We start from the raw sequence: 19,971 nt of genomic DNA, 5'->3' as shown, positions 1-19,971 counted from the left end.
GCTGAAGTAGAGCCAGCCGTTGGTGGCGTAGTCCGGGTGCAGCGCGAGGTCGAGCAAGCCACCCTGCCCCTTCGAGGCCACCTCGGGCACCCCGCCGAGTTCCGTGCGTGCACCGCGGCCGCCGTCGGCGATGCGGATGAGTCGACCATCGCGTTCACTGATCAGGAGATCCCGGTTCGGCAACTGCACCATGCCCCAGGGCACATCCAGGCCACCCGTGATGCGCTCGAGCGCGTAGCCGGCCAACGCCACTGGGGCCATCAGCGTCGCCGAGAGCACCGCACACCCGAACCCAAACCGTTTCAGCACCTCATGCACGACACGTCACCTCGCTTGTTTTCTCCGGCTCAGACGCAAGCGATCGTCACTTGTTCCAACTGGTCCGCCGGGCGGCGGTTTCCACGACACAAAAAAAAGCCGCCTCGGGCGAGGCGGCTTTTCCACTCGGGTCGAGTGCGACTCAGATCACTTCAGCAGTGTCTGGGTCCAGGTGCCCTCGTCGTTCACGGTGTTGACACCGTAGACGCCACCGACATCGCCGTTCTCGTCGAAATCGACGTTGCCGGACGCACCTTCGTAGTTGATCGGCTCACCGGCAGCGAGCGCGGCCTTCGCCTTGGCCCACTCACCCGGGCGGATGATCATGCCCGGCGGGTTGTCGATCTTGGTCATGGCGGCTGCGATAGCGGCACGGTCGGTTGACTTCGCACGCTCGATGGCCAGGGCCGTCATGAAGGCCGCGTCGTAGCCGTGCGCGACGTAGGGCGCGCCCGGGTCGTCGCCGGTGGCGTCGCCGTAGAGCGTGGCGAAGGCCTGGTAGGACGCGTCGCCGGTGTCGGACGAGCTCTGGGTGATCTTGATGTTGCCACGCAGGTTGTCCGCGCCGATCTGGTCGATGACCGACTGGTCGAACATGCCGTCCGCCGCGTAGAAGCTGCTGAACAGGCCGTTCTCGAGGCTGTTCTTCAGGATCGTGATACCGCCGGAGCCGTAGTAGGAGAACACCACCAACGCCTGGGGACCGCCGCGTGACAGGGTCGAGAGCTCGGACCGGTAAGAGGCCTTCTTCGGCTCGTGCGCCTGGTTGCCGGTGATTGTGCCGCCGGCGGCTTCGAATGCCCGCTCGAAGACCTCGGCGATGCCGGCGTTGTAGTCGTCGTTGGCGTAGGTCATCGCGACCTTGGTGTTGCCGTCGGCGTAGACCAGCTCCGCCAGGGCCGCGCCCTGGTAGGCATCGGACGGGGCAACCCGGAACACCAGGCCGTTGTCTTCCAATTCGGAGATGGACGGCGCGGTGGCGGAATCCGAAATGGACATCACACCGGCCGGGATCGACACGGAGGAGACCATGCCGTTGGTGGCGCCAGAGCAGCTCGCGCCGACGATGGCCACGACCTGCTCGACGTTGACGACCTTGTTGCCCGCGTCAACGCCCGCTTTCGGGTCACACGCCGAGTCGGCCAGCACCATTCTCATGGTGTCGCCGTCGAGCAGGCCACCCTGCTCGTTGACGTGCTGGGCTGCAAGGTTACGGCCGGCAACAATCGGGGCGACCAGCTCGGCGATCGGACCGGTCACGCCCGCGACGGACCCGACCTTGATGTCGCCAGCCAGTGCTGCAGTGCTGCAGCATGCCGCGACCAGGGCGGCGAGTTTAAACGGAGTTTTCATGGATGGTGTGTCCTCCAGGGGTGAAATCGGGGTCGGCTCTCGATGATATTGTCACGAGCCGGATAACCGGCTGCAAACAGCGACTGCTGCGCTTCCGCTGCTCATGTACCAAAAGTACACTGCGCTGCGGTTCTCGCAAATCACTGTTTTCGCTCGATTCTTCAACTCGTGACAACAGCATCTAAGCCGATTCTCGCGTGCTGCGCGGCGGCTTCGGCCGCTGCTCGGGGAAGATACCCAGGGGGTACTTCTGCAGAAAGATCTGAAGCATCAGCCCAATGAGGAAGATCCGCACGTAGGCCGTGCGCACCGCCCAGTCGTCCGGCAGTCTTCCTGTCACTATCTCACTCGCAGACCACAGCGTCCAGATCAAAAGGGCGCCGAGCACCGCGCCCTTGTTGTTGGCGCTGCCGCCGACCACCAGCATCACCCAGACGAGAAAGGTCGCGGTCAAGGGGTCGCTGACGTTCGGATCGACGAATTTGAGGTACTGCGCCATGAACGCCCCGGCCAGCCCCATCAGCATGGCGCCGAGCACGAAGCCCTCCATGCGGAACTGCTCGACGTCCTTGCCGGCTGCGCGCACCGCGGGCTCGTTCTCGCGGATGGCCGTCATCACGCGCCCCCAGGGGGCGCGCTGGGCGATCTGCAGGGCCCAGAAGGCGAGCCCGACCGCCACCAGCACGATGGCGAGAAACGCCACGTGGTTCCAGGGCTCGGGCAGCGTCTCGAAGGGCTTCGGGATGGCCGACACGCCACGCGGACCGTTGGTGTAGTCGGTCTCGTTCTTGAAGATCAGCCGCACGACCTCGGCGGCCCCGATGGTCGCAATCGCGAGGTAGTCCGAGCGCAACCGCAGACACACCTTGCCGACACCCCAGGCGATCAGGCCCGCGGCGACCATCGAGCAGGCGTACGCGACGAGGGTGTTGATTTCGAAGCCGCCGATGTGGCGCGCCGAGGGCGCGGTGGTCAGCAGCGCCGTCACGTAGGCACCGATCGCAAAGAAGCCGCCGATGCCCGCGTTGAAAAGACCGGCAAAGCCCCACTGTACGTTGAGGCCGAGGCAGAGGACGGCGTAGATGCCGCCCATGGTGAGCAGGGAGATCGCGTAGAGCCCGTAGCCGTAGAGCGCGTCCATCAGAAGACCCTCCCGCGCAGGATACCGCTCGGCCGCCAGAGCAGGATGCCGATCATGAGCACGAAGGCCACCCCGGCCTTGTACCCCGGGCTGACGAGCGGCGCGTCACCGATCCACGGGTAGGTCGAGAGCTCCTCGGCCAGGCCAATGATCAGGCCGCCGAGCATCGCCCCGTAGGGCTTGCCGATACCGCCGAGGATGGCGGCGGCGAAGGTCGGCAGCAGCACCTGGAATCCCATCATGGTTTCCACGTGCGTGTCGTAGGCGAGCAGCACCCCGGCCGCGCCGGCCAGCGCGCCGCCGATGATCCAGGTGTTGCGGATCACCTGTTCTGTGTCGATGCCGGTGAGCTTGGCCAGCTCGGGCGAATCGGACATCGCCCGCATCGCCTTGCCCATCTTCGTGCGCGAGAGGATCAGGTGCACGATCAGCATGAGCAGCAACGCCGCACCGACGATGATCACGTGTTTGGGCGAAATACGGATGGCGTCGAACAGCACCATGGGGGGTTGGATGCCGGTTTGCAGCGATTTCAGCTGGACACCCCAGGAGAACTGGATCACCGAGCGCACCATGAGCATCATGCCGAAAGACGCGATCACCAGCATGATCGTCGGCGCGACACGAAACGGCCGATAGAAGCCGCGGTCGATACCGATCGACACGACGGCGGTCAGGGCCATTGCAATCGGCAGCGCGGCCATCGGGTGCAAGCCGAAGACCGCGACCAGCGACCAAGCAAAGTAAGCACCGAGCGTCATACTCTCGCCGTGTGCGAAGTTGGCAAAGCGCAGGATACCGAAGGTGAGGGTGACGCCGATGGCACCCAGCGCGTAAATGCTGCCGAGCACCAGCCCCGGAATGAAGTGGAAATTGATGAAGTCGTAGAGTGCGTACATCAGGCCCCTCCCCCGCCCAAAAAGAGCTCGCCGACCTTGGGGTCGTCGAGCAGGTCCTGACCGCTGCCATCGACGGAGTTGGAGCCGTCAACCAGCACGTAGCCGCGGTCGGCAATACCGAGCGCCTGCTTGGCGTTCTGCTCGACCATCAGGATGGGCACCCCGGCGCTGTTGATCTGGCGGACGGTGCTGAAGATCTCGCCGCGGTACTTCGGTGACAGGCCTGCAGTGGGCTCGTCGAGCAGCAGAATCCGCGGCTCGAGCATGAGCGCCTTGCCCATCGCGACCATCTGGCGCTGACCGCCCGAAAGGTCACCGGCTGCCTGGTTCCGTTTCTCCCGCAACGGCGGAAACATCTGGTAAATCTTCTCGAGTTGCGGGCGAAAGTCGTCGGTGCGCACGAAGGCGCCCATCTCGAGGTTTTCCTCGACCGTGAGGTTCGCGAAGATGTTGTTGGTCTGGGGCACGTAACACACGCCCTGTTTGACGACATCACTCGGCGGCGTGTTGGTGATGTCGGTGCCGTCGAGCCGCACCGCGCCAGCCGTGAGGTTCAGCAGCCCGAACACGGCCTTCATGGCGGTGGACTTGCCGGCGCCGTTCGGGCCGATGACCACGACGACTTCACCGGCATCGACGTGCATGTTGATGCCGTGGAGGATCTCGGTGTCGCCGTAGCCGCCACTGACCGCATCGAGTTCGAGCACCCGGCTCATGCCGCTTCGCCGCCGAGGTAGGCATCGAGCACACGCGGGTCGCGCCGTACGTCGTCCATGCTGCCTTCCATCAGCACCGCCCCTTCGGCCATCACGATCACCGGGTCACAGAGGGCACCGATCATGTCCATGTCGTGTTCGATCAGGCAGAAGGTGTACCCGCGCTCTTCGCGCAAGCGCAGGATCATGTCGCGGATCTTGAGCACCAGTGTCGGGTTCACACCGGCGCCGGGCTCATCGAGAAGCACAAGCTTGGCGTCGGTCATCATCGTCCGGCCCAGCTCGAGGAGTTTCTTCTGTCCGCCCGAGAGGTTGCCCGCCAGCTCGTCGCGCAAGTGGTAGATCGAGAGGAAGTCGAGCGCGTCTTCGGCCTGCTCCATCACGCTTTTTTCACGCGCCCGGACTGCACCGCGCGAGAACCAGTTGCTCCAGAGCCGTTCGCCGGGCTGCTCCGGCGGCACCAGCATGAGGTTTTCCAGCACCGTCATCTGCGCGAGCTCGTGCGGAATCTGAAAGGTGCGCACGATGCCACGGTGAAACATCTCGTGGGTCGGCAGGCCGGCGATGTCCTGACCGTCGAAGAGGATCTTGCCCGCGGTCGGCGGCAGCTCCCCGGCGATCATGTTGAAGGTCGTGGTCTTGCCTGCCCCGTTGGGGCCAATGAGCCCGGTGATCGTGCCCTCGGCGACACTGAAACTGCAGTTGTGCACGGCGTGCAGTCCGCCGAAGTGCTTGCACAGCTTGTCTACCGTGAGCATGGAGTCCACTCGTCGAGCAACAGCGCGCATTCTAACGAAGTTGCCTCGGGTGTGCTGGGCCGACCGGCATGCCAAGGCCCTGACGCTCAACGTCACGCACGGTACACGGGTTCAGCTGCCCAGCAGCAAGGCCATGACAACCGCGTGTTCGCGCCCACCGTCGGCCAGCCCGTAGTAGCCCGGCCGGAGCCCGATCGCCTGGAAACCGTTCTTGGCATACAGGGTCCGTGCGGGTCCGTTGCCCTCGCGCACGTCCAGCAGCACGCGCTCGACGCCGTGGCGGCGCGCCCGCGCGATCACCGCATCGAGCAGGTGCTGCCCACGGCCGCCGCCCTGGTGGTCGGGGTGCACGCACAGGTTCAGCAACTCCGTGTCGTCCGGGCCGGTGCGGGCAATCGAGAAGCCCATCCCCTTGCCGTGCTCCAGTAACAGCTCGCAGTCGTAGCCCACGCGCAGGCATTCGCGCAGGGTTGCCGAACTCCAGGGCGTGATGTGCGCGGCACACTCGATCTCCACCACGGTGTCGAGGTCGGTGTACTGCATCGGCCGCAACAGACGAACCGGCGTCGAACCTGCATTCTCAGGCACCGCGGATCGCCGACTCCAGCTGTTTGAGCGACTCCCACACCGGGCGCTTGAGGTGGGGCTCGGCGGTGAACCGGCTGGGGTGTGCGACCACCGTGGCGACGCCGGTATAGGCTTCGCAGGCGACGGACCAGGCGAGCTCGTGGTCGACCGGCGCCAGCACCAACACCGCGCGGCCGTCCTGCGGCAGGCTCAACGCCGCGCCGTCGGTTGACTGCAGCGCCCAGTCCCCGGGCTGCAGCGCGATGGCCGAAAGCATCTTGTCGAGCACGGCCTGCTCGGCATCACGCAACGCCGGCGAGACCACGGTCAGCCGAGGGGGCGGCAGGTCGGCGGCTGCGGTGTCGCGTACCGCCACGGGCGCGTCCAGCGTGTCGTGCGCGCCGACGCGCTGCACCCAGCGCTCGACGCCGATCGCGTCAAGCCACTGCGCTCGCGCAGACGGCGTCATTCGACCTGGTTGCGTTGACGCCGGTGCCGCCGGAACCGCGTCCACGCGGAAATGGCGGGCCCGGACAGGGCGTAGACGGCGAAACAGCCGAACAGCACCTTCGGCGGGTCGAGCGACGCTGCCGCGTAGACAAGCACCAGAAACAACGCGGCGACAAAGGGCAGTTGTTTGTGGTCGCCGATGTCCTTGAAGGAGTAGTAGGCGAAATTGCTGACCATCAGCAACCCGGCCACGGCGGTGACGACGACAGACACGCCGACCATCGCCTTGCCGCTGACACCAAGGTCGTGCGCGACCCACACGTAGCTCACCACCAGACCCGCCGCCGACGGCGATGCCAGTCCCTGAAAGAAGCGCTTGTCGGCGGTGCCGATCTGCACGTTGAAGCGGGCGAGACGCAAGGCTGCGCACGCGGTGAAGACGAAGGCGACGATCCAGCCGAGTTGGCCGAGGCCGTTCCCCGGGGCGTATTTCAGCGACCAGAGGTAGGCGACCAACGCAGGCCCGACCCCAAACGACACGACGTCGGCAAGCGAGTCGTACTCGGCACCGAACGCCGACTGTGTGTTCGTCATGCGCGCGATGCGGCCGTCGAGCCCGTCGAAGACCATGGCAGCGAGCGTCGCAATCGCGGCCTTGTCGAAATTGCCTTCGAGCGCGGCAATCACGGCGAAGAAGCCGGCGAAGAGCGCCGACGTCGTGAACAGGTTCGGCAGCAGGTAGATGCCGCGCCGTGGCTTGCCGGACTCGTCGCTCACACTTTGAGCGCCGATTCGCCACGCGCGATGCCGACCACCCCGGAGCGGACGACCTCGAGGATCTGCTCACTGGGCACCGCGCCGAGGAAGGCGTCGATCTTGCCGCTGTCACCGGTAACTTCGACGACGTAGGTCGAGTCGGTCACGTCGACGATCTTGGCGCGAAAGATCGAGACCAGGCGCATTGCCTCTTCGCGTTGTGCACCGATCGCGCGCAGCTTGACCATCATCAACTCGCGCTCAACGTGCGGCGTCTCGGTGTAGGTCACCAGCCGCACCACGTCGATCAGCTTGTCGGTCTGCTTGGCGATCTGCTCGACCACGGTGTCAGAGCCGAAGGTCACGATGGTCATGCGCGAGAGCGACGGGTCGTCGGTGGGCGCGACGGTCAGCGACTCGATGTTGTAGCCGCGCGCACTGTAGAGGCCGGCCACGCGCGAGAGCGCACCCGATTCGTTTTCGATCAACAGGGAGATGATGTGGCGCATGGTCAGGCAAACTCGCTGCGGCGCGGGTTCAGGCGCATTTCGTGATGCCCTTTCCCTTGTTCGATCATGGGGTACACGTTCTCCTCGGTGTCGATGCGAAAGTCGAGGAAGCAGAGCCGGTCCTTCATCGCAATGGCCTCGCGCAACGCGCCCTCGACGTCGCCGGGCTTGTCGATGACCATGCCGACATGGCCATACGCCTCGACCAGGCCCACGAAGTCGGGCAGCGCGTCGACGTAGGAGCTCGAGTAGCGCGACTCGTAGGTGAACTCCTGCCATTGGCGCACCATGCCGAGGTAGCCGTTGTTGAGGTTGAGGATGTTGAAGGCCACGCCGTACTGCTTGCAGGTGGAGAGTTCCTGCAGGCACATCTGTATGCTGCCCTCGCCCGTCACGCAACCGATTTCCGCGTCGGGGTGGGCGAACCGCACGCCCATTGCCGCCGGCAATCCGAAGCCCATCGTGCCGAGGCCACCGGAGTTGATCCAGCGACGCGGGTGGTCAAAGCGGTAGAACTGCGCAGCGAACATCTGGTGTTGGCCGACGTCCGAGGTGACGAACGCCTGACCCTCAGTCAGTTCGCAGTATTTCTCGACCACGAACTGGGGTTTGATCAAGCTGCTGTTGCGGTCGTAGTTGTAGGAATTGATCGACTGCCAGGACTTGATCTGATCCCACCAATGCGCAATCGCATCGGGGTCAGCCCGACGGTTGGTCTCGGACAACAGGGCAAGCATGTCCTCGAGAACCGCCTTCGTGTCGCCGACAATCGGCACTTCGACCGGAAAGTTCTTCGCAATGTTCGCCGGGTCCACGTCGATGTGGATGACGCGGGCGTGCGGGCAAAAGGTGTCAATCTGACCGGTGACCCGATCATCGAAGCGCGCGCCGACCGCGAGCAGCACGTCGCACTCGTGCATCGCCATGTTGGACTCGTAGGTGCCGTGCATGCCGAGCATGCCGACGAACTGCGGGTCGCTCGCAGGGTAACAACCGAGGCCCATCAGCGTGTTCGTGACCGGGTAGCCGAGCTCGCGACCCAAGGCGGTCAGCTGCGTGCTGGCCTCACCCAGAATCACGCCACCGCCGGCGTAGATCATCGGCTTCTTGGCCGAGACCAGCAGGTCGACGGCACGCTGGATATCGCCCTGGGTGCCGCTGATCGCCGGTTTGTAGGAGCGCATCTCGATGTCCGCCGGGTAGTCGAACGGGATCGTGATGTTGGGGTCGGTCAGGTTCTTCGGGATATCGATGACCACCGGGCCGGGGCGGCCGGTCGTGGCGATGTGAAACGCCTTCTTCACCGTCATCGCGAGGTTCTCGAGCGAATCGACGAGGAAGTTGTGTTTCACGCACGGGCGAGAGATGCCGATGATGTCGCATTCCTGAAACGCGTCGGTTCCGATCATGGGCTGGGCGACCTGCCCCGTGATGACCACGAGCGGGATGGAATCGGTGTAAGCGGTCGCGAGCCCGGTCACGGCGTTGGTCGCCCCCGGCCCCGAGGTGACCAGGCACACCCCAGGCCTGCCGGTCGCGCGTGAATACCCGTCCGCTGCGTGCGTCGCACCCTGCTCGTGGCGAACCAAAATGTGCTTCACTGTGTCTTGCTTGTAGAGGGCGTCGTAGATGTGCAGTACGGCGCCACCGGGGTAGCCGAAGACGTACTCGACTTCCTCTGCTTCCAAACACTTGAACAGAATTTCTGCGCCGCTGAGTTCCACTGTGAACCTCGGAAAGTTGGTGCGCCCACGGGGTTGCTGGTGGGCTGTGGCTTGACAATATGCGAACGGACAAGTCTATAACGTTTCATCACCCTAAATCACCCGCTGCACCCGGGTGCAGGGGCCAGTTGTTCGCAACGCTCAGGGCCAGGGCACGCCGACTGCCGAGTGCCGCTGTCCTGGCGTTCGCTCTGGCGTGTTTTCCGGTGCTCGGCACCACCCCCGACCTCGGCGGCGCATCGCGTCAAGCCGAACTCGAACGCCTCGGCCGGGCCGTGCTTCGCACCCTGGTGCAGCGGAGCGAGACCCTCGACGACGCCGTCACCACAAGCTACCTCGTGGACCTCGTGAACCGCTTGCGCGGCGCCAATGCGATCACCACCGGGGTGCAGTCGATCACGGTGTTCAGGAACCCGACCGTGAACGCCTTCGTGTTGCCCGGCGGTCTGATTGGCGTCAACGCCGGGTTGATCCTCGAAGCCCCGAGCGAAAGCGCGCTGGCGTCGGTGCTCGCACACGAGCTCGCACACCTGACCCAACGGCACGTCGAGCGCGTGTTCGCGCGCCAGTCGCGCTCCGGTCTCGCCACGCTCGCCGCGTTGCTCGCCGGCGCATTGGTGGTGCGGGACAACCCGCAGGCGGCCCAGGCGGCGGTCTACTCTGGGCTGGCGGCATCGGTGCAACAGCAACTGGACTACAGCCGACAAAACGAACGGGAGGCCGACCGGATTGGCCAGAAGTTCCTCGAGAACGCGGGGTTTCGCTCGGCCGGCATGGCGGAGATGCTGCAACACCTCTCGGCGCTGAGTGGCCTTAACGCACGCGGCGGCATCGAGTACCTGCAGACGCACCCGCTGACACCCAACCGCGTCGGCGAGGCCTGGGAACGGGCACGGCGGCAGCCTGACACCGGCAACGCGCCACAACCGGGGTTTGCGTTGGTCAAGCAACGCGTTGCCCACCTGCTCGATCAACACCTCGCGGATTCGCCGACAGCCGATTACGGCGCCGCGCTGTCCCAGCTCGAAACCGATCCCGAGGCGAGCCTCGTGCACCTGGACCGCCTGCCCGAGCCGTGGCGTGAAGCGCGTTACAGTCGGTTGTTGCGCGCTCGGGCGTTGCTCGGCGCCGGACGCACCGACGCCGCCGACACGCTCTTCGCCGAGCTCGAGCGCGACTACCCGTTCGACTACCTCACGCACCACGTCAAAGCGAGCGAGCACGCCCGTCAGGGCGACTACGCGCGGGCGAGCGCGGTGTTGAGCCGCTGGCTGCGAACCCACCCGGCACCGAACGCGAGCATGCTGCGGCGCACCGCACAGTACCACCGCGCGGCCGGAGACCTCGCCGAGTCGCAACGCTGGTACGGGGAGTATTACGCGATGCGGGGCGACCTCGAACGGGCCGCCGCGCACTTCAGTGAGGCACTGAAAACGGCCGAAGAAGGCAGCAACCGGCACGCGCGCCTGTCGTCGCGCCTGGCCGACGTCACCGCCGAGATCAACGCCGACAACGCCGCCCGACCGGGCGGCTGAAACACGGCCCCAACGAGCCTCAGGCGGCGCGCGGGCCCGCTTCGGCCAAAGAAACACCCTCAGGCGTGTCGGTGTACTTCGCGAAATTGGCGACGAACATGCCGGCCAGTTTCTGCAGTCCGGCGTCGTAGGCCGCGGTGTCCTGCCAGGCGTTGCGTGGGTTCAGAATGGCCGAATCCACCCCGGCCACCGCGGTGGGGATGGCGAGGCCAAACAACGGCATCGCCTCGAAGTCGGCCGCCGCGAGCGAGCCGTCGAAAATCGCGTCGATGATGGCGCGGGTGACTTTCAGCGACATGCGCTTGCCCACACCGTAGCCGCCGCCGCTCCAGCCGGTATTGACAAGCCAGGCACGCGAGCCGTGCTCTGCCATCTTTTCGCCGAGAATCTTGCCGTAGCGCGTCGGGTGCACGGTGAGGAAAGCGCCCCCGAAACAGGCCGAGAAGGCCGCTGTCGGTTCGGTCAGGCCCAGCTCGGTGCCGGCGACCTTGGCGGTGTAGCCGTTGAGGTAGTAGTACTTGGCCTGCTCCTCGCTCAGTTTCGCCACCGGCGGCAGGATGCCGAAGGCGTCGCACGTGAGGAAGATGATGTTCTTCGGGTGCCCCGCGCGCGACACCGGCCGAACGATGTTGTCGATGTGGTCGAGCGGGTAGGAGACGCGGGTGTTCTCCGTCAAGGAGCGGTCGGCGTAGTCGGGTGTTGACCCGCTCAGCGGCACATTCTCCAACAGGGCGTTGCGGCGGATGGCGGCGTGAATCTCGGGTTCGGTCTCTGCGGAGAGGTCGATGGTCTTGGCGTAGCAGCCCCCTTCGAAATTGAACACGCCCTGGGCGTCCCAGCCGTGCTCGTCGTCGCCGATCAGTTCCCGCTTGGGATCGGTCGACAGGGTCGTCTTGCCGGTGCCGGAGAGGCCGAAAAAGAGTGCTGCGTCGCCGCCCGCACCAACGTTGGCGGAGCAGTGAAAGGACCCCACACCCTGCTCGGGCAGGAAGTAGTTCATCATCGAGAACAGACCTTTCTTGATTTCACCGCCGTACCAGGTGCCGCCCACGCAGGCAACCCGTTCGCTGAGATTGAACGCCGCGAACACCGGCGAGCGCATGCCGAAATCGGCGTGGTTCTCGAGCTCGGCCTCGGGCGCGTGCAAGACGGTCCAGTCCGGGGTGAAGCCGTCGAGCTCGTCGGCGTCGGGGCGCACGAACATGTTCTTGGCAAAATGCGCCGCCCAGGCGACCGTGGTCACCACCCGCACAGCCATTCGCGTCGCGGGGTTGGTGCCGCAGAACAGGTCCATGACGTACAGGTCGCCGCGCGAGAGTTCGGCGGTGGTCACGCGTTTGACCGCCTGCCAGGCCTCTGCCGTCATCGGTTGGTTGTCGGAGCCGTTTGTCTCGGACTTCCACCACACGGAGTCGCGGGTCAGCGCGTCCTCGACGAGGTACTTGTCCTTTGATGACCGGCCGGTGAACCGACCGGTGTAGACCACCACGGCGCCGGTGTCGGTCACCTGGCCCTGATGACAGCCCGTCTGACCGGGCCGAACCTCGTGCTCGTACAACGCGTCGAAGGACAGGTTGGCGTGCAGGGCGCCCGCTGCCGTGATCTGTTCGGCGTTGAGAAAGTGCGTGATCGCGTCGAGCGAGGTGTCGGTCATGGCAGGGTCTCGGGTGGCTGCTGCTGTTGTATCGCGCATGCGCGCTGTATCGGCACGCGCGGCAAGATATGTTGTGTTAGGGCACCACGGTGCCGCACAACGGCCCCCTGCCACCTGGAACAACCGGTGGCGACATCGCCAACATATTGAAATGCATGACGTATTTCGAGGGGAGCACGGTGCGGTTGCGGTTCGGATGGGTGGCGTCGGGCACGGGGTGCGCGCGGTGGGCTGGCCAGGGGTGGCGGCATCGACGAGCCATGACGCGGGAGGGCTGATGTCACTCGGAGCCGCAGTGTAGCAAAGCTGGTGTAGTCAGAAACAGACTTGGACTACAACCTCGCCTGCTCACCCCGTTCGCCGGGCCGAAGCGCAGCGTCGCCGACGGCGCTGGACAGGCTGCGCCCGATGCTGCCACTGTGGCGCGCCTGGCCCCCCCGCCCCACACCCACTCGGAGACCCATGAACGACGTCATCGCCCTGTTGCGCGCCCACCGCTCGATCCGCAAATTCCGCGACGAGCCCGTTGATGACGAGACGGTGGCCACCCTGATTGCCTGCGCCCAGGCGGCGGCCACGTCGAGCAACGTGCAGGCAACCAGCGTGATCCGCGTGCGCGACCCCGACACCCGGGACGCGCTTGCAACGCTTGCCGGCGGGCAGCCCTATGTCGCCAGCAGCAGCGTGTTCCTGGTCTTCTGTGCCGACCTGTACCGGGCGCGGCTCGCCTGTGCCGTGCAGGACACCGAGATGGTGGAGGGCATGACCGAACACTTCATGATCGCCACCATCGACGTGGCGCTCGCCGCCCAGAACGCCGTGGTCGCCGCGGAGAGTCTGGGTCTCGGGATCTGTTACATCGGCGGCTTGCGCAACAACCCCGAGGAGGTGAGCACCCTGCTCGGCTTGCCGGATCAGGTCTACCCGGTGTTCGGTCTCTGCATCGGGCATCCGGATCAGGACCCGGAGGTCAAGCCGCGCTTGCCGCTGCCCGCGGTGCTGATGGAGGAACGCTACCAGGCAGACGACGACAGCCGGGCGCACATTGCCGCGTACGATGACACCCTGCGGGCCTACTACCGCAGTCGCACCGGCGGCAAGAAGGACAGCAGCTGGACCGAGGAAATGGCCGGGTTGACCGGCAAAGAGTCGCGCCCGCACATGCGGGGCTTCCTCACTGCACGGGGGTTCGCCCGCCGGTAACCGGGCGACGAGACTGCGAACGAGGTCACAGATCGCAGGGGCGCGCCGGTGCACCATAACTGAAACACTCACCGGACACCGCGACCTGACCCCCGCTCCGACCCGCCCCGCACGCACCCGCTTTTCCCTGTCCGCCATGAAGGGTTGGCACCTGTTGCACGCCCCGATGCCCGCACCGCCGACACAGACCGCCCCGACCCACTCCACTGAGCGCCGGGCCGCCTGAGCCGCGACACGCTTACGCCGCACCAGCGCGACGCTGCCCGGTTGGCATCCGACGTTCTCTGGACCACACTGTGGCCTCGTTCGAGTGGGTGGAGTCTTCGTGACAGATCAGACGCAGACCGGCGGCCAACTGGTTGTCGATGCCTTGCGCGCGCAGGGCGTCGATCGGGTGTTCTGTGTGCCGGGCGAGAGTTACCTGGCCGTGCTCGACGCACTGATAGACAGCGACATCGATGTGATCAACGCACGCCAGGAAGGGGGCGCCGCGATGATGGCCGAGGCCGACGCCAAGCTGACCGGCCGTCCGGGCGTCGCCCTCGTGACACGGGGACCGGGTGCGACCAATGCCGCCAGCGGCGTACACGTCGCGCAGCAGGACTCGACACCGCTGGTGCTGCTGGTCGGCCAGATCGCGCGCGGGCAGCGCGGACGCGACGCCTTCCAGGAAGTCGACTACGTCCAGACTTTCGGCCAGATGGCCAAGTGGGTGGCCGAAATCGACAGCGCCGAGCGCGTGCCGGAGATGCTCGCTCGGGCCTGGCACACCGCCCTGAACGGGCGTCCCGGCCCGGTCGTGCTCGCGTTGCCCGAGGACATGCTGCGCGAGCACGCCACAGCGGTTGTGCCGGGCCGCATCGAGGCGACGGCACCGGCGCCGACAGACGCGAGCATGGCGGCACTCGCCGAGCACGTCGCCCGCGCCGAACGGCCGGTGATCCTGGCCGGGGGCTCCCGCTGGACAGCGACGGCGAGCACCCGCCTCATCGCGCTCGCCACGCGGCTCGACATCCCCGTGGTGTGCACCTTCCGACGGCAGTCGCTGATCGACAACAACGACATCGCCTACGCGGGCGATCTCGGCCTCGCCCCGAACCCGGCGCTGTTGGAGCGTGTACGCAGCAGCGACCTGATCGTCATGATCGGCACGCGACTGTCCGAGATCCCGAGCCAGAGCTACACGCTGTTGGGGGTGCCGCAGCCGCGCCAGACGGTGGTCCACGTCCACCCCGGCGCCGAGGAAATCGGCCGCGTCTACACCCCGACGCTCGCGATCAACGCGGCACCCGAGCCGTTTCTGGCCGCTTGGCGTGTGTCCGACAACGCACGCGGTGACGGGTCGCGCACCCGCGACGCACACGCCGCCTACCGCGCGTGGTCCGAAACGCCGCCAGAGACACCGGGGCAGGTTCAGCTCGGCCACGTGATCACCCACCTGCGCGACGCGCTGCCGGCCGACACCGTGTACTGCAATGGCGCAGGCAACTACGCGGGGTGGTTGCACCGGTTCATGCGCTACCGGCCCGGCACGCAGCTGGCACCGACCTCCGGTTCGATGGGCTACGGCTTGCCGGCCGCCATCGCGGCGAAGCGGCGCTTTCCGGAGCGCGAGGTGGTCTGTCTCGCGGGCGACGGCTGCCTGCAGATGACCTTGCAGGAACTCGGCGCGGCGCAACAACACGGTGTGGCCATCCGCGTGTTGGTCGCCGACAACGGCGTCTATGGCACGATTCGCATGCACCAGGCACGCGACTACCCGCACCGGGTCAGCGCAACGACGCTGGTCAACCCGGATTTCGCCGCGCTCGCCCGTGCCTACGGCGCGCACGCCGAGACCGTCACGCGTGACGCCGACTTCGCGGGCGCACTGGCGCGTGCGTGCGCGAGTGATCGCCTCGCCCTGTTGCACCTCAAGACCGACGCGGAGGCCATCACCCCCACCCTCACGCTTTCGGGCCTCGAGTCCTGACAGCCGGCGCACCGCGCATCCACCGCTGCGGACTGCCGTCAGTAGGTGAGTTCGACGGTCTCCACCGGCTCCAACTCGCTCAACGCGTCGATCAGCGCGGTTTCCGGGCGCACCTGCCACGCCTGACCGAGCCGGATTGCGGCCCGTGCCTCGCCGTTCCGGTAGCGCAGCAGGATCGGCAGGCTGCCGGCGCCGTGCCGTGTGAGCAGTTCGGCGATCGGGTCGATGCCCTGGGGCGTGACCGACCCCAGCGTGACCACGACGCCCTTGGCAAACCGGGCACGCGCCGCGTCGATGTCGTAGACCTCACGTCCGCGTATGCGGAATCCGCCCGAGAAATCGTCCACCACCAACTCGCCCTCGACGACCAGCACCCGGTCGACCGCAATCACGTGGACGAAGCTGTCGTAGAGCTCGCCGCTGATGACGGCGTCGACCTTGAGGGTCGCGTCGTCGAGCGTGATCACGCAGCGCCGCCCGCGCTGGCCGCTGATCACGCGCACCGCGACGATCAGGCCGGCAACGACGGTGTCCTTGCCCTTGGCAAAGCGGCCGTCCTTGGCGGGCTCGAGCCCGACACACTGGGCCGCCATCGAGCCGCGTGACACGTGCTCGAGGTCAGTTGCATAGCAGTGGATCGGGTGGCCGCTGAGGTAAAGGCCCAACGCGTCCTTCTCGTGCGCGAGGCGCTCGAGTTCCGGCCACTCGGCACTGTCTTCGAAGGTGACGCGCGCGGTCGTGCCGCCGCTGCCGCCGAAGAGGTCGGTCATGCCGGCATCGGCATCGCGGTGCTGCTGCTCGGCCGCCTTGATCGCGGCGTCCAGGTTGCGCATCGCCGCCGCGCGCGTGCTGACAATGCCGTCGAGCGCGCCGGACTTCACCAGCGCCTCGATCACGCGTTTGTTGACGCGTGAATCCGCGCGCTCGCAGAAATCGAACAGGCTCGCGTACGGCCCGTTCTGCTCGCGCTCGGCGAGGATGCCGCTGAGCGCGGCTTCGCCGACGCCCTTGACCGCACCGAGCCCGTACCGGAGTGTTTTCGCGTCGATGGCGGTGAACGGCACGGCGGAGGCGTTGATGTCCGGCGGCAGCATCGTGAGGCCCGCGCGCACGCAATCGTCGTAGAACACCACGACCTTGTCGGTGGTCTCCATGTCCGAGGACAGCACGGCGGCCATGAATTCGGCGGGGTAGTGGCACTTGAGCCAGGCGGTCTGGTAGCTGACCAGCGCGTAGGCAGCCGAGTGCGATTTGTTGAAGCCGTAGCCGGCGAATTTCTCAACCAGCTCGAAGATCTTCTCGGCGAGGCTGGCGTCGATGCCGTTGGCGACGCTGCCGTCGACGAAGCCCGCCTTCTGCTTGGCCATCTCCTCGGGCTTTTTCTTGCCCATCGCCCGGCGCAGCAGGTCCGCGCCACCGAGCGAGTAGCCGGCCATCACCTGCGCGATCTGCATCACCTGTTCCTGGTACAGGATGATGCCGTACGTGGGTTCCAAAACGGGTTTGAGGCTGTCGAGCTGGTAGTCGGGGTGCGGGTAGGACACCGGCTCGCGCCCGTGCTTGCGGGCGATGAAGTCGTCCACCATGCCGGACTGCAGCGGCCCCGGGCGAAACAGCGCCACGAGCGCGATGATGTCTTCGAAGGAGTCGGGTTTGAGCCGCTTGATGAGTTCCTTCATGCCGCGCGACTCGAGCTGGAAGACCGCCGTCGTGTCCGCGCCCTGCAGCAGCGCGAAGGTGGGCGCGTCGTCCAGCGGGATCTGCATGATATCCAGCGGTTGTTCACGCGTGCGGTTGATGTCCTTGACCGCGTTGTCGATGATCGTGAGGTTGCGCAGGCCGAGAAAATCGAACTTGACCAGACCGACGGCCTCGGCATCGTCCTTGTCGAACTGGGTGACGAGGCTGGCGCCGTCTTCTTCGCAGTACAGCGGGCAGAAGTCGGTGAGTCCCGAAGGGGCGATGACCACCCCGCCGGCGTGCTTGCCGGCGTTGCGCGCGAGGCCCTCGAGTTGCAAGGCGAGGTCGATGAGGTTGCGCACCTCGTCGTCGGTGTCGTAGCGGCGTTTGAGGTCCTCGGACTCGGCGAGCGCCTTGGTGAGCGTCATGCCCACCTCGAACGGCACGAGTTTGGCGACACCGTCGACCAGACCGTACGGGTGGCCCAACACGCGACCGCAATCGCGCACCACGGCCTTGGCCGCCATGGTGCCGTAGGTGATGATCTGCGAGACCTTCTCGGCGCCGTAGGTGTCGGTCACGTACTGAATCACGCGGTCGCGGCCAGCCATGCAGAAATCGACATCGAAGTCGGGCATCGAAACGCGTTCGGGGTTGAGGAAACGCTCGAAAAGCAGGTCGTACGGCAAGGGGTCGATGTCGGTGATCTTGAGCGCCCACGCAACCAGCGAGCCGGCGCCCGACCCGCGCCCCGGGCCCACCGGGATGCCGTTGTTCTTCGACCACTCGATGAAATCCGCGACGATCAGAAAGTAGCCCGGGAAGCCCATGCTGTTGATCACGTCGAGCTCGACCCGCAGGCGCGCGTCGTACGGCGCGCGCTGCGTGGCGCGCTCCGACGCCGAGGGGTACAACACCGCGAGCCGCTGTTCGAGGCCCCGCTCCGCCAGCGCACAGATGTGATCGGCTTCGGTCTGGCCGGCGGGCACCGGGAAATCCGGCAGCACCGGCGCGCCGAGGGTCAGGCGTGTATTGCACCGCATCGCGATCTCGACGCTGTTTTCACACGCCGCCGGCATGTCGGCGAACAGCTCGAGCATCTCGGACGCCGAGCGCAGGTACTGCTGCTCGGTGTAGTTGCGCGGTCGTGCCGGGTCGATCAGCACCCGCCCCTGGTTGATGCAGACACGCGCCTCGTGCGCGTCGAACTCGCTGGCGCTCAGGAAGCGGACGTCGTTGGTCGCGACCACGGGCGTGTCGGTCGCAGACGCAAGCCGGCAGGCCGCGTCGAGGTAGACCGTCTCGTCACGCGCGCCGATACGCTGCAGCTCGATGTAGAAGCGGTCGCCGAAGAGGGCCTGCCAGGCGCCGAGACGCTCGGCAGCGTCGTCCTCACGGGCATCGATCAGCGCACGGCCGACGTCACCGTGGCGTGCCGCAGAGAGGGCGATCAGGCCCTGGGTGCTCGCGCGTGTCAGCCAGTCGCGTTGCACCCGGGCGACACCGCCGAGTTGGCCCTCGGTGTAACTGCGGCTGACGAGCTCGCAAAGGTTCTTGTAGCCGTCGTCGCCCTGGGAAAGCAGCACCAGTTTGTGCGGGTCGGCGTCGCCCGCGTGCTCGGCCACCCACGCGTCCACGGCGAGGATCGGTTTGATGCCCGCACCCAGCGCTGCGCGGTAGAACTTCACCGCCCCCATGAGGTTGCATTGGTCGGTCAACGCCACCGCCGGCATGCTCTCGGCCACGGCCTTGGCGAGCGGCTTGATCCGCACCACGCTGTCGACGAGCGAGTACTCGGAATGTACGTGCAAGTGGACGAAGGCAGCGTTCATGCGCGCGCGGGGTTTCAGGCGTCAGGGGATGTCAGTATACCGCCCTCGCCGCCGCCTCAGCCCGCTGCACGGGCGCAAAGCTGCGCCGGTGCGCTGGACACGGACCGAGCCGCATGAGCACGTCGCGGTGGTGGGCGGTCGGGTAACCTTTGTGGGCGGCAAAGCCGTAGTCCGGGTAGCGCAGGTCAAGCTCACGCATCTGGCGGTCGCGCGCCACCTTGGCGAGGATCGACGCCGCCGCGATTGCCGGCACCGAGCCATCACCGCCGACCACGGCACGGCTCGGCACGGCCAGCGCGGGGCAGCGGTTGCCGTCGACCAGCACCGCCTCGGCGGCCGGCTGCAGCCCGGACACCGCACGCTGCATCGCGAGCATCGACGCGTGCAGGATGTTGAGTTGGTCGATTTCCGCGACGCTGGCTTCGGCGATGTGCCACGCCAACGCGCGCTCGCAGACCTGATCGAAAAGCGCGTCTCGCCGCTTGGCCGACAGCGTCTTCGAGTCCGCCAGGCCGGCGATCGGCCGCTCCGGGTCGAGGATCACCGCGGCGGCAACCACGGCGCCCGCGAGCGGTCCCCGACCGGCCTCATCGGTGCCAGCGACGCGCCCGTCCTCTGCGCCTGTCATGCAATTGACTCCTCTGCCCCGTCTCGCCGAACTCGGCATACTGCCACCGATTCCGCGTTGCGGCACCCGGGTGGCCTCCTGGGCGCCTGCGAGTTCGCTGCCTATCGCTTCGCGACGATGCCAATGGGATGGACTCCTCCCCACCCTTTCGACTGACGGTGTCTGGGCACCACAATGGTGTTTACACGTAACCCATTGAAACGAAACGATGAGGAGGAAGTCCGTTATGCACATTACCCACGTTGGGGTCGATATTGCAAAGTCCGTCTTTCAAGT

General features: G+C 66.3%; 17 protein-coding genes. 3 read left to right on the top strand and 14 right to left on the bottom strand.

Annotated features, from left to right (window positions below; translation table 11 throughout):
* The 11 genes from AAGA11_19260 to ilvB form a co-directional block, all read right to left on the bottom strand.
* Positions 1–309, bottom strand: a 309-nt coding sequence (locus AAGA11_19260) for a PQQ-dependent sugar dehydrogenase (GenBank protein MEM9605010.1), incomplete at its 3' end; no start/stop codon positions are given.
* Between the two features lie 156 nt (positions 310–465).
* On the bottom strand, positions 466–1,671 hold the full coding sequence (locus AAGA11_19255; protein MEM9605009.1) for an ABC transporter substrate-binding protein: 1,206 nt from the start codon (positions 1,669–1,671) through the stop codon (positions 466–468).
* Positions 1,672–1,852: 181 nt separating this feature from the next.
* Positions 1,853–2,812: a branched-chain amino acid ABC transporter permease gene (locus AAGA11_19250; GenBank protein ID MEM9605008.1), complete on the bottom strand. Its 960-nt coding sequence runs from the start codon at positions 2,810–2,812 to the stop codon at positions 1,853–1,855.
* Entirely contained in the window at positions 2,812–3,711 is a 900-nt protein-coding gene (locus AAGA11_19245) for a branched-chain amino acid ABC transporter permease (protein MEM9605007.1), read from the bottom strand. Before AAGA11_19245 ends, AAGA11_19250 begins: the two co-directional genes overlap by 1 nt.
* On the bottom strand, positions 3,711–4,427 hold the full coding sequence (locus tag AAGA11_19240) for an ABC transporter ATP-binding protein (GenBank protein MEM9605006.1): 717 nt from the start codon (positions 4,425–4,427) through the stop codon (positions 3,711–3,713). The genes AAGA11_19245 and AAGA11_19240 overlap by 1 nt, the downstream gene beginning before the upstream one ends.
* Entirely contained in the window at positions 4,424–5,185 is a 762-nt protein-coding gene (locus AAGA11_19235) for an ABC transporter ATP-binding protein (protein ID MEM9605005.1), read from the bottom strand. The genes AAGA11_19240 and AAGA11_19235 overlap by 4 nt, the downstream gene beginning before the upstream one ends.
* Positions 5,186–5,296: 111 nt before the next feature.
* Positions 5,297–5,773 carry a ribosomal protein S18-alanine N-acetyltransferase gene (gene rimI, locus AAGA11_19230; protein MEM9605004.1) on the bottom strand — a complete coding sequence of 159 codons (477 nt, stop codon included), beginning with the start codon at positions 5,771–5,773 and terminating at the stop codon, positions 5,297–5,299.
* Positions 5,766–6,221, bottom strand: a complete 456-nt coding sequence (locus AAGA11_19225; GenBank protein MEM9605003.1) for a hypothetical protein — start codon at positions 6,219–6,221, stop codon at positions 5,766–5,768. Before AAGA11_19225 ends, rimI begins: the two co-directional genes overlap by 8 nt.
* Entirely contained in the window at positions 6,218–6,979 is a 762-nt protein-coding gene (gene pssA, locus AAGA11_19220; protein MEM9605002.1) for a CDP-diacylglycerol--serine O-phosphatidyltransferase, read from the bottom strand. Before pssA ends, AAGA11_19225 begins: the two co-directional genes overlap by 4 nt.
* Positions 6,976–7,467 (bottom strand): acetolactate synthase small subunit, encoded by a 492-nt coding sequence (ilvN, locus tag AAGA11_19215; protein ID MEM9605001.1) that lies wholly within the window; start codon positions 7,465–7,467, stop codon positions 6,976–6,978. The genes pssA and ilvN overlap by 4 nt, the downstream gene beginning before the upstream one ends.
* Positions 7,468–7,469: 2 nt before the next feature.
* The gene (gene ilvB / locus AAGA11_19210; GenBank protein ID MEM9605000.1) at positions 7,470–9,191 is read right to left on the bottom strand and encodes a biosynthetic-type acetolactate synthase large subunit; all 1,722 of its coding nucleotides are present in this window, start codon (positions 9,189–9,191) and stop codon (positions 7,470–7,472) included.
* Between the two features lie 206 nt (positions 9,192–9,397).
* On the opposite strand from ilvB, the gene AAGA11_19205 reads away from it, so the two are divergent.
* Positions 9,398–10,726: a M48 family metalloprotease gene (locus AAGA11_19205; protein ID MEM9604999.1), complete on the top strand. Its 1,329-nt coding sequence runs from the start codon at positions 9,398–9,400 to the stop codon at positions 10,724–10,726.
* A 19-nt stretch (positions 10,727–10,745) separates the two neighbouring features.
* On the opposite strand, the gene pckA is transcribed toward AAGA11_19205, so the two are convergent.
* A complete protein-coding gene (gene pckA, locus AAGA11_19200) occupies positions 10,746–12,380 on the bottom strand; it encodes a phosphoenolpyruvate carboxykinase (ATP) (GenBank protein MEM9604998.1) in 1,635 nt (544 codons plus the stop codon).
* Between the two features lie 462 nt (positions 12,381–12,842).
* On the opposite strand from pckA, the gene nfsA reads away from it, so the two are divergent.
* Both nfsA and AAGA11_19190 read left to right on the top strand, forming a co-directional pair.
* A complete protein-coding gene (nfsA, locus tag AAGA11_19195) occupies positions 12,843–13,583 on the top strand; it encodes an oxygen-insensitive NADPH nitroreductase (protein ID MEM9604997.1) in 741 nt (246 codons plus the stop codon).
* A gap of 325 nt (positions 13,584–13,908) precedes the next feature.
* Positions 13,909–15,555 (top strand): thiamine pyrophosphate-binding protein, encoded by a 1,647-nt coding sequence (locus AAGA11_19190; GenBank protein MEM9604996.1) that lies wholly within the window; start codon positions 13,909–13,911, stop codon positions 15,553–15,555.
* Positions 15,556–15,593: 38 nt separating this feature from the next.
* Here the strand turns inward: AAGA11_19190 and dnaE are convergent, their stop codons facing one another.
* Both dnaE and rnhB read right to left on the bottom strand, forming a co-directional pair.
* Complete coding sequence (gene dnaE / locus AAGA11_19185; protein MEM9604995.1) at positions 15,594–19,067, bottom strand: DNA polymerase III subunit alpha; 3,474 nt, start codon at positions 19,065–19,067, stop codon at positions 15,594–15,596.
* 31 nt (positions 19,068–19,098) lie between these two features.
* Complete coding sequence (gene rnhB / locus AAGA11_19180; GenBank protein ID MEM9604994.1) at positions 19,099–19,695, bottom strand: ribonuclease HII; 597 nt, start codon at positions 19,693–19,695, stop codon at positions 19,099–19,101.
* Positions 19,696–19,971 lie beyond the last annotated feature (276 nt).

This window comes from Pseudomonadota bacterium (assembly GCA_039196715.1).
Classification (GTDB): domain Bacteria; phylum Pseudomonadota; class Gammaproteobacteria; order CALCKW01; family CALCKW01; genus CALCKW01.
This window is presented reverse-complemented; position numbering and strand designations above follow the sequence as displayed.

What these genes read in the sequence shown, in the direction of transcription:
- AAGA11_19225 (MEM9605003.1), bottom strand. Translation starts at nt 6,221, where the DNA reads ATGACGCCGTCTGCGCGAGCGCAGTGGCTTGACGCGATCGGCGTCGAG.
- AAGA11_19255 (MEM9605009.1), bottom strand. Translation starts at nt 1,671, where the DNA reads ATGAAAACTCCGTTTAAACTCGCCGCCCTGGTCGCGGCATGCTGCAGC.
- AAGA11_19235 (MEM9605005.1), bottom strand. Translation starts at nt 5,185, where the DNA reads ATGCTCACGGTAGACAAGCTGTGCAAGCACTTCGGCGGACTGCACGCC.
- AAGA11_19250 (MEM9605008.1), bottom strand. Translation starts at nt 2,812, where the DNA reads ATGGACGCGCTCTACGGCTACGGGCTCTACGCGATCTCCCTGCTCACC.
- pckA (MEM9604998.1), bottom strand. Translation starts at nt 12,380, where the DNA reads ATGACCGACACCTCGCTCGACGCGATCACGCACTTTCTCAACGCCGAA.
- AAGA11_19245 (MEM9605007.1), bottom strand. Translation starts at nt 3,711, where the DNA reads ATGTACGCACTCTACGACTTCATCAATTTCCACTTCATTCCGGGGCTG.
- ilvN (MEM9605001.1), bottom strand. Translation starts at nt 7,467, where the DNA reads ATGCGCCACATCATCTCCCTGTTGATCGAAAACGAATCGGGTGCGCTC.
- AAGA11_19240 (MEM9605006.1), bottom strand. Translation starts at nt 4,427, where the DNA reads ATGAGCCGGGTGCTCGAACTCGATGCGGTCAGTGGCGGCTACGGCGAC.
- nfsA (MEM9604997.1), top strand. Translation starts at nt 12,843, where the DNA reads ATGAACGACGTCATCGCCCTGTTGCGCGCCCACCGCTCGATCCGCAAA.
- rnhB (MEM9604994.1), bottom strand. Translation starts at nt 19,695, where the DNA reads ATGACAGGCGCAGAGGACGGGCGCGTCGCTGGCACCGATGAGGCCGGT.
- dnaE (MEM9604995.1), bottom strand. Translation starts at nt 19,067, where the DNA reads ATGAACGCTGCCTTCGTCCACTTGCACGTACATTCCGAGTACTCGCTC.